This is a genomic window from Polyangium sorediatum (assembly GCF_029946465.1).
Lineage (GTDB): Bacteria > Myxococcota_A > Polyangia > Polyangiales > Polyangiaceae > Polyangium > Polyangium fumosum.
Map to the genome: position 1 here is coordinate 1 of NZ_JARZHI010000144.1, position 9,082 is coordinate 9,082.

The 9,082-nt window shown below is 69.1% G+C and carries 8 protein-coding genes and 1 tRNA gene; 4 read left to right on the plus strand and 5 right to left on the minus strand.

The window, feature by feature from the left end; translation table 11 throughout:
- Positions 1-882: 882 nt before the first annotated feature.
- Positions 883-965: transfer RNA gene (locus QHF89_RS49340), tRNA-Leu, on the minus strand.
- A gap of 99 nt (positions 966-1,064) precedes the next feature.
- On the opposite strand from QHF89_RS49340, the gene QHF89_RS49345 reads away from it, so the two are divergent.
- The 3 genes from QHF89_RS49345 to QHF89_RS49355 all read left to right on the plus strand — a co-directional run bounded on the left by QHF89_RS49345 (position 1,065) and on the right by QHF89_RS49355 (position 4,009).
- Positions 1,065-2,477 (plus strand): NFACT RNA binding domain-containing protein, encoded by a 1,413-nt coding sequence (locus tag QHF89_RS49345; RefSeq protein WP_136970318.1) that lies wholly within the window; start codon positions 1,065-1,067, stop codon positions 2,475-2,477.
- Positions 2,478-2,551: 74 nt separating this feature from the next.
- Positions 2,552-3,748, plus strand: coding sequence for a hypothetical protein (locus QHF89_RS49350; protein ID WP_284721998.1), 1,197 nt, complete (start codon positions 2,552-2,554; stop codon positions 3,746-3,748).
- 78 nt (positions 3,749-3,826) lie between these two features.
- Positions 3,827-4,009: a hypothetical protein gene (locus QHF89_RS49355; RefSeq protein WP_136970316.1), complete on the plus strand. Its 183-nt coding sequence runs from the start codon at positions 3,827-3,829 to the stop codon at positions 4,007-4,009.
- A 46-nt stretch (positions 4,010-4,055) separates the two neighbouring features.
- Here QHF89_RS49355 and QHF89_RS49360 read toward each other — a convergent pair whose 3' ends face one another.
- From QHF89_RS49360 to QHF89_RS49370, 3 genes are all read right to left on the minus strand, one after another.
- Positions 4,056-6,167 (minus strand): WD40 repeat domain-containing protein, encoded by a 2,112-nt coding sequence (locus tag QHF89_RS49360; RefSeq protein WP_136970315.1) that lies wholly within the window; start codon positions 6,165-6,167, stop codon positions 4,056-4,058.
- A 227-nt stretch (positions 6,168-6,394) separates the two neighbouring features.
- The gene (locus tag QHF89_RS49365) at positions 6,395-6,760 is read right to left on the minus strand and encodes a nuclear transport factor 2 family protein (RefSeq protein ID WP_136927593.1); all 366 of its coding nucleotides are present in this window, start codon (positions 6,758-6,760) and stop codon (positions 6,395-6,397) included.
- Positions 6,761-6,770: 10 nt separating this feature from the next.
- A complete protein-coding gene (locus QHF89_RS49370; protein ID WP_136970314.1) occupies positions 6,771-6,965 on the minus strand; it encodes a hypothetical protein in 195 nt (64 codons plus the stop codon).
- On the opposite strand from QHF89_RS49370, the gene QHF89_RS49375 reads away from it, so the two are divergent.
- On the plus strand, positions 6,964-8,160 hold the full coding sequence (locus QHF89_RS49375) for a metallophosphoesterase (protein WP_136970313.1): 1,197 nt from the start codon (positions 6,964-6,966) through the stop codon (positions 8,158-8,160). The two genes, QHF89_RS49370 and QHF89_RS49375, sit on opposite strands and share 2 nt — an antisense overlap.
- Positions 8,161-8,187: 27 nt before the next feature.
- Here the strand turns inward: QHF89_RS49375 and recO are convergent, their stop codons facing one another.
- Positions 8,188-8,937: a DNA repair protein RecO gene (recO, locus tag QHF89_RS49380; protein ID WP_136970312.1), complete on the minus strand. Its 750-nt coding sequence runs from the start codon at positions 8,935-8,937 to the stop codon at positions 8,188-8,190.
- Between the last annotated feature and the right edge of the window lie 145 nt (positions 8,938-9,082).

Genomic DNA, 9,082 nt, shown 5'->3' on the forward strand with positions numbered 1-9,082 from the left:
GATGCGCGAGACCTCCGCACGAATGGCCGCCGCTTGTTGTTCCGTATGCATGTTGAGGCTCCTTCCGGTTGGGAGCCTGGGCACGGGGGCCACGGGACGTCAGGACGGGGGGCGGCGAGGACTTACGCTCATCCGCCGCGCGGCCCGCGCCGAAGGCCCCGACCTCGACTCCACCCAGCACACCGTCGATCTAATCACCGGCGCCGCCCAACCCGCGCGCATCGACCTCAACCCCACGATCCGCGAAATCGGCCAACGCTGGACCCACGGCGACCTCGCCCGCCAATACCCCGACCATATCAAACAAAAACGCACCGCCGAACACGACGCCGGCCGCCTCGAGCTCTACGTCTATCCCCTCGTCGGCGAAGTCCCCATCGACCGCTGCACCCTCGACCACGCCGAAGCCGTCATGCGCGCCCTCCCCGCCAAACGCGCCCCCGCCACGCGCCGCCACGTCGCGCAGCTCCTGCACCGCATCTGCAAAATGGCCGTCTTCCCCCTCCGGCTCATCCCGCAAAACCCTCTCCCACCCGGATTCCTCCCGAAGATTCCGCCCGGCAAAGCCAAGGGATGGCTCTATCCCGACGAAGACGCCACGCTCCTCGCCTCCCCCGCCATTCCCCTCGCCTACCGCGTCCTTTCCGGCTTCCTCCACCGCGAAGACCCTCGCGTCAGCGAAGCCACCCGCCGCGCTGCACGCACAGCCGCCGAGCTCAATCTCGGCGACCTCACGCCACTCGACCAAGCCATCCCCAAGCTCGCTCGCACGGCGCTGGCATCTCGGCTGTCATCTGCGCCCCGAAAAGGCGACGGAAAGGCGACACGCTCCGCGACCCCCGCTCTGCTCGCCCAGCCCAAAGCTCAGCGCTTTCCGCTTAGTAGCCCCACCCGGACTCGAACCGGGACGCCCTTTCGGGCAGAGGATTTTAAATCCTCGGCGTCTACCATTCCGCCATGAGGCCCAATCTACCGTACCTCCGCTCCCTCTCGTCCACCTCGCTCCGCTCGCGCCTCCGCTCCCGCTCGCACCGACCTGCCTGTATACACCTTCTCCCCCGGTCATGACCACCCCCACCTCGGCCCCGCCTCCCCCTCCCCTCGCCCCCCTTCTCGACGCCCGCCTCGAAGCTGCCCACCTCTGCCCGGAAACCGGCCTCCTCTCCCTCGCCTTCTACATCGGCCGCAGACTCTCCCTCGGCGCTGGCCTCGGCCCGCATGTCGCCGGACTCGGCTTCCTCCCGCGCCTCCCGCGCGCCCGCGCCACCTCCGCCCACCCCCTCGTCGCGGCCATGCGCGCGCACCTCGTTGATCACCGGGTTCGTTCGATCGACCTCCAGGACGGCGCCCTTCACCTCACCTTCGATCCCCCCGACGACGCGCTCCCCGGCGCTCGCCTCTCCCTTCGCGTCGGACGACGCGGCCAGGCTTGTGTCTCCTCGCCTTCCGGCGCCGTCGTCGTCTGGCCGCTCGATCCCGAAGGCGCTCCCCCGCGTGATGGCGTCGATCCATCCCGCTGGCTCGACGCCCCCGACACCCTCGAACGCCACGGCCTCGCCATGGTCGAGGCCTCCGATGCACGCGCGCTCGACCTCCTTCGCGCGGGCCTCCTTCGTGCGGCCAAGGCCAAGCTCAAGGCCCTCGAACGGCGCGCCGACGCCGTGCGCCAGGATCTCGCGCGCCTTCAGGATGCGCCGCGGCTCCAGAAGATCGGGCGGCTCCTCGTCGCCCAGGGAAACAAGGTCCCCAAGGGTGCGACCAAGGCCACGCTCGACGACTGGGAAGAAGGCGGCACGATCGAGGTCGCCCTCGCGCCGGACAAACCTGCAAAGATCCAGGCCGAGACGTTTTTTCAGAAGGCCCGGCGCCTTCAGCGCGGCGCCGCCGTCATGGAGAAGCGGCTCGCCGAGACCGAGCGCGCGTGGGAGGCCGTCTTCCCGCTCGTCGACGCGATCGCCGCGGCCCCGGCCGATCCCGCCGCCCTCGACGCGATCGCCGAGCAGGCCAAGCGCGCCGGCGTCTCCGCCTCCGAAATCGAGGCCGTGTCCCGCGGCAAGGCCACACGAAAGCAGGACAAGGAGCGCAGGCCGTACCACGCGTTTCAGGATGCGCTCGGACGAACCATCCTCGTCGGACGCGGCGGCAAGGACAACGACGAGCTCCTCACGCGGCACGCGCGTCCGCACGACCTCTGGCTCCACGCCAAGAACATCCACGGCGCGCATGTCATCGTGCCCCTCGACAAGGGGCAGAATTGTCCCGCCGAGCTGCTCGTCGACGCCGCCACCCTCGCCGCCCATTTCAGCGACGCCCGCGGCGAGAGCGCCTGCGAGGTGAGCTACGTCGAGCGCCGGCATGTCCGAAAGCCCAGGAAAAGCGCGCCCGGCGCCGTCACGTTCGATCGGGAGAAGATCCTCACCGTGCGCGTCGAGCCAGAGCGCCTCGCGCGGCTCCTCGCCTCGAAGCAGGAGGCGTGAGCGGCGCGTTTCGATCCGAAGACAGCGACACGATCTTGCTTGTCGCCGATGCAGGGCGGTAAAGATCGCCTAGCATGCTCGCAATGCGCACGGCCGCCTCGCTCCTCTTCCCCTTTGGCCTCAGCCTCTCCCTCGCCCTCGCCGGATGCGGCGGCGGAGAGACGCCCGACCCGAAAGATCCTTCCTCCGAGGGCACCTCGGGCAAACCTCAGCCCCAGGCCGAACAAGGGCCGGACGCCGCGCTGCTCGGTGAGATCACGCAGTTGAACCAGCTCCTCTCCGCGATCGACAAATCCGACTCGGGTCGCCCCAAGGCGCTCGATCGGCTCGGCGAGCTGCTCGCGGAGCTCTCGAAAAACCATCGCGATCGCGCCCTCGCCGCCGATCCGAACGTCGCCTCCCTGCCCCCGCCGGCCGAGCCGAAGGCGCCCGAAGGCGAGAGCGAGGCCCCCGCGAAGGCCGGCCCCGTGCTCCCCCCGCGCAACGCCGCCGCCGTCAAGCGCCTGAAGCCCGACGCGCAGAAGCTCATCCAGAAGGCCGACATGTACGCCGCCGAGGCGATCAAGGCGCACAAGAAGCTCATCGCCGATCACCCGGACTACAAGGACATGGACAAGGTCCTCTTCCGGCTCGGCGGGCTCTACGTCGCGTACGGCCAGGGCGCCGCGGCGCGGCCCATCTACTTCGAGCTCATCGAGAAGCACCCGAAGAGCCCGCTCGTCCCCGAGGCGTACTGGAACTTCGCCGAGTTCTTCTTCAACGCCGAGGACCACGAGAACGCCTACAAGCTCTACGCGCGTATCGTCGAGTACACGCCGAGCGAGCGCACGAGCGTCGCGGGCTACCGGCTCGCGATCTCGCTCCACAAGCTGAGCCGCCTCGACGAGTCGTGGAAGGCGCTCGAAGGCGCCGCCAGCGCCGCCCGTATCCACGGGCCCGCCGGCACGGTCGACGAGATCTACCGCGACGCGCCCAAGCTCGCGGCCACCCGCAAGCCGCTCAGCGCGAAAGACGCCGCCGCCTTCTTCGTGCGCCTCGCCGAGAGCAACGAGGACGTCATCAAGCAGGAGCTGAACCGGCTCGCGCAGATCCTCGAAGACGAAGGGCGGCCGCTCGAAGCGACCGAGGTCCTTCACGTGATGATCGACCGCTACAAGGCCGAGAAGTGCGCGATCCAGGCGCGCGCCATCGAGATCGCCACCCGCAGCGGCAACAACGCGATCCGCGCTGACGAGGTGAACCGGAGCCTCCGGCTCGGTTGCAAGCCCTAACCCAAATCCACACTTGCCTGTTCTGCCGCGCTGCGGCGATGATGCGTTCCGGGCGCACGGCGCAGGAGACGAGCAGCGATGGATGGCAAGCGTGACATGGTTGTAGGGGGGCTCTGGTGTGTGGGCGGCATCGTCGTGACGGCCGCCACGTATGCGAGCGCATCGAACGGGGGCGGGCGTTACGTGATGGCGTGGGGCGCCATCATCTTCGGCGGGATCCAGTTCGTCCGAGGGTTGATCCGGTCCGCGAGTCGAAGCTGATCGGGAAGCGAGGCGCGGGGGGCGGGAGGGCCCCCCGTCTGCGACGTCACTTCGGCTGCGATTGCGCGCAGAACCCGCCGATGCACTGGTCCTGGGGCGCGCCGCAGCAATCGGCGCCGGTCGTGCACTTCTCACCGATCTCGGAGCACTTGCCCGCGGGCGGCGGGACACAGGCGTAGGTGCCGTTGCCGTCGGGCTGGCAGAAGCCCGTGCAGCACTCGAAGCCCTGCGCGCAGGAGTTGCCCTCGCCTTTGCAGGCTTCGAGCGACCAATAGCCGCTCATGTTGATCGTCGAGAGATCCTGGCCGCGGAGCAGGAACGCCGGGTGGCTCGGGTCCTTGCCGGGCGTCGGGTTCACGTCGATCGCGGCGACCCAGAGCTGCTTGCGATTCTCGTAGGTCGGGTTCGTCGCCGAGACCATGCGGTTGCCGTAATCGCGCGGGCTGACGAAGACCACCCACATGTAGCCGCCGACCGCGATGGGGTTCACCGTCGGCTGGTAATTGATGCGGCGGTTCTTTTCGTCGAGGTAGCCGACGCCGTTCGCCGCGTCGAGCGGGAGTTCGCCGACGGCCTTGGCCACGTCCGCCATGTAGAGGTCGTTCAGGCCGACCTGGTTCGCGCCGTACTTCGCGCGGCTGTAGTCGCCCTTCTGGTAGAGGAGCCATTGCGAGTCGGGCGAGAAGCTCGGGAACGCGATCGCGAGGTTGCCGGCAGCGACGATCTGGCGGCGGTTCGCGAGTGCATTGGTTCCCGCGTCGAAATCGAAGACGTCGAGGTCGCCGCGCCAGAACTCGACGGGGTAGCTGCCCGTGACGTTGCTGGAGAAGGCAAGGAGCTTGCCGTCGGGGGAGAAGGCCGGATCCGCGGTGTTGTCGCCGATCCCGTCGAGCGCGCTCGTGATGGGCGCGCCCGTGGTGGCGTCCTTCATGCGCATCCTGAAGTCGACGTCGTTTTGCACGGCGACCTTGCCGTCCGGCGTGAGCGCGACGAAGAGCGTCTGCGAGTTGTACGACGAGACCTGGATGACCTGCGGATCCGGCAGCGTGAGGTCGATCGTGCCCCAGGGGCTCGGCGCCTGACCCTTGCGCTCGAAGACGGCGGCGAGGCGGCTGCCGTCCTTGCTGACCACGTGGCAGGCGACGCAACGCTTGTTGTTCACGCCCTGCGACCAGGGAGGCTGGTACTGATCGTAATCGGGCGGCGGCGGCGCGCCGAGCTGATCGTACGAGCCCGAATCAAAGACGACCGACGGGTTCGCCGACCCGGGCGAGATCTTCATGAGCTGGCCCGTGTTGACGGCCCAGTAATAAATCGAGCCACGCAGGCTGCCCTGGGCGATCGACCACGTCTGGCTCGCCGGCGCGTACGCCTTGCCGCCCGAGAGGCGCGAGACGGAGATGGAAACGGGCTCGCCCGCATTCGAGGCCGCGAGCTTGCCCCAGAAATCCTCCGCCATGAGGAAGGCGGACGGCGGATCGGCCTTCACGTAAAACTTCGCGTCGACGTACGATTGCTTCAGGTGGACGAGCCACGCGTCGCCCGGCGCGCCGCCATTCCACATGATCTCGGGCGCGAGGATGCCCCGCGCGAACACGGTCTTGTCGTAGGGATACACGATGGCGCCCGAGGGGCCCGGATCCGGCGCGTCGAACGCCGCTTGCTCCTCGGCCGTGAGTCCGCCCGGGTTCTCCACGAATGCGAGCTCGACCGTGACGTCCGCCGACGCCGTGAGCCCATTCGAACTCGCCGTCACCTTGCCCTTGCCGCCCACCGTGCCCGTCGGCGAGAGCTTGCCCGTGCCGAGGCCCACGAGCGCCACGTCCGGCCGATCGAAGGTCCAATCCGCCGAGACGACGGCGGTCGTCTGGTCCTGGAACGTGGCAATGGCCTGGAAGTCGACGGGCGTGGCGACACCATTCTGCACGACGATCAGCGCCGTTTTCGGGTCCACAGTGAGCGAGACGACTGGGCCATGATCGACGAAGAGCCCGTCTTCGCCCGCGTCGGGCGCGCCGCCGCCCGCGCCCCCGGGCCCCGCAGCGCCCGTGTCGCCGCCGCCCGCGCCCGACGAATTCTCTCCGCCTCCCCCGCACGCATACGCGGTGATCGCCGCGAACATCACGAGCCAAGCCCATCCAAGCGAGCGACGTCTCATCTCCCTCGACCTCCGTCCTCGACGCTATCACGCGCCGAGCACGGCCGGGCGGCTCGTCTCGCCGGACGACGCAGAGGCCGAGCGCAAGGCCGCCGAGGAGCCGCGCGCGTGTCGAGAGAGGTGGGCCTTCCCCACATCCCTCGACACGCGCGCCGAATGGACGGAGACGACGACGCGTTCGCCGAAATGGAGCGCGCGCTCGGACGAGCGCTCCCGGCCGGGCCCCGTCAATCGGAGTCGCGCGCCACGACCAGCCGATCGTGCTGGATACGTCCGTTCCGTTTGTGCGCCAAATGCTGCGTGATCACCTTGTCGCCGGCCGCATAGGTGCGCACCTCGGTGAAGGCGACGGCCTCGTCCGTCTCCATCTCGTCGATGATGTCCGTGCTCTTCACCTCGCGATGCCACCCGCCGACCGGGTCCCGCAGGAACTCGTCGCGGAGCTGCTTCAAGATGGCCTCGCGGCCCTGCACCACGATGGGGTGCGCGGGCGGGTTCAGGCTCGAGACCTCCTCGAGGATCGCGTCCTCGGCATAAAGGTCCGCGAGCGCCTCCACATCCCGCATCTCCAGGGCGTGGCGAATCTGCCCCATGAGGGGCTGCTCATTGGCCTCTCGGCGACGGATCGAGCTCTCCATGAATGGCTCCCTGGTGCGTGCCCTCGGGGTTGTCGATGGGGATATGGGGGCGGTAGCTCGGCTTGCCGGGCGAGAGCCCCCATCCCTTGCGCGCCACGCGCCCGACGACGGAAACATCACTTTGCTCGCCCCGGCTGGACGCGTCATAAGAAGCGACCATGGTGCAATCGCCCTCCACGGTCGTGCTCGGTGACGTTCACCTGACCCGCTCGGTGCCACGGGCCGTGTCCGAGGATCTCGCCCGCCTGGTCGACGCATACCCGGGCGCGCGAATCGTGTGCGCAGGCGACCTCTTCGATCTCTCGGCCGATTTGCCCCGCTTGCCGCTGCCGCGCGCCGTCGAGGCGGTGTTCGAGGCGCATCCGGCTGCCAAAGCCGCGTTCGGCCGCCACCTCGCGCGAGGAGGCGAGCTTTGGCTCGTGAGCGGCAACCACGACGCAGCCCTCGCGCTGGCCGATTTTCGGGGTGCCCTCGTGACGGCGCTCGATCCGCCGGCCGAGGCGCGGACGCGGCTGCGCACGACCCCTTGGTTCTTTCGCGAGGGCGACCTCCACATCGAGCACGGCCACCTCTACGACCCCGACAACGCCCCGGCTCATCCGCTCGTCGTGGGCGAAGCGAGCCTCGGCGTCCATTTCGTCGAGCAATTCATCGCGCCGACGGGCGCCTATCGCTACCTCAACATGAACGACGAGACGCCGCTCCGGCTCTTCCTCTCCGCGTTCTCGTTCTACGGCCCGCGCGCGCCCTACGTGATCTATCGTTATTTCCACGCCGCAATCCACGCCATGCTGCGCAGCGGGCGGACGTATCAACGGCGCGCGGAGGGCGAAGCGCCGCTCGGCGCGGAGGAGGCCGCTCGTTTCATCGCAGAGCTCGGCATTCCGCCCGAGCTCGTGGGCACGATGTTGCCGCTCGGCGCGCGGCCGACGATGTCGAGCTTGAGCCGGACGTTTTCGCGTCTCTACTTCGATCGGGTGCTGTCCACGCTGGCGATGAGCGCAGGGCTCTCGGCGGCGGCGCTCGGCCAAAAGCGGGCAGGCGGGGCAGCGTTTTCCATCGGGGCGCTGGCGATGACGCTGAGCTGGGCGCGCGGGCACAACCGTTATGCCGGCTCGGTGGCCGAGCAGCTCGCCGACGGCGCCACGCGGATCGCGGACGCGACGGGCGCGCGGCTCGTGGTGTTTGGTCACACGCACCGCGAGGCACTCACGGAACGATATGCGAATACGGCGAGCTTCGCGTTTCCGCGCAATGCGCCGGGTCGGCCGTACCTGGAGATCGAGCAGACGTACGGGGTGCCGCGGGCGGTACGGCGGTATCTGCCGATGGAGTTGAAGGAAGCACGCGCCTAGAACATCGAGCGGCGCCCTCGAGCACGCCTACTTCGCCGGACCGGCGTGCGCTTGGATCACGGCCTCCACGAGGTCCACCACGATCCGCGTGTCCTCCGCGCGGAGTGCCTCGTCGTCGCCCGCGCAGGCGGCCTCGACGCGCGCTCGGAGGTCCGCCCGCAGCACGAGTCGCGCTCCGCCGCAAGCGCGACAGACGAGCCCGCCGGCGAGCGCATCCAGGCATGCGGGCGCCTCTGCCGGGCACACGCGGCTGCAGCGCACGCATCGATCGAGCACCAGCCCGAAGCCCATATCCGAGAGCAGGCGCAACCCTGACGTCGCGAGCTCAGCCTCGGGCGAGCGCGTGGCCGCGGGCGTATCGAGCGCGTCAAGCAGCTCGTTGACCGTGGCGAAGAGCCCCGGCTCGCGTGTGCCGGGCGGCGCGACCGAGCGGACCCAGCGCAGCGCTCTGCCTGCGGCTTCCAGACGATCGAGCGCGGCGACGACGTGCATGCGCGGATGCGCGATGGAGGCCTCGCCGAGCACGGCCAGATCTTTTTGTTCGCGCTCTTCGAGCGTCACGCGGAGCAGGTGCATCGGCTCCAGCGCGACGAGACGCTTGTTCGATCGACGCGCCGAGCGCGCGACGGCCGAAAGGATGCCCCGCGCCTCGGTGAAAAGCGTGACGATGAGATCCGCCTCGCCCACGGGGACCCGCCGGACGAGCAGCGCTTCGGTGCGCAGAATCTTTTTGAGGAGGGCGCTGCGGCCCCGGCGACGCCCGCTTGGCTCGGTCACGCCTCAAGCATAACGCGTTCGGCGCTCCCCCCCAGGGGGGTTTGGGGGGCGTCTCGGCGCCCCCCATCGGAACTAAACCAGGGGGGTTTGGGGGGCGTCTCGGCGCCCCCCATCGGAACTCGACAGTTCAGGCGGCATATCATGC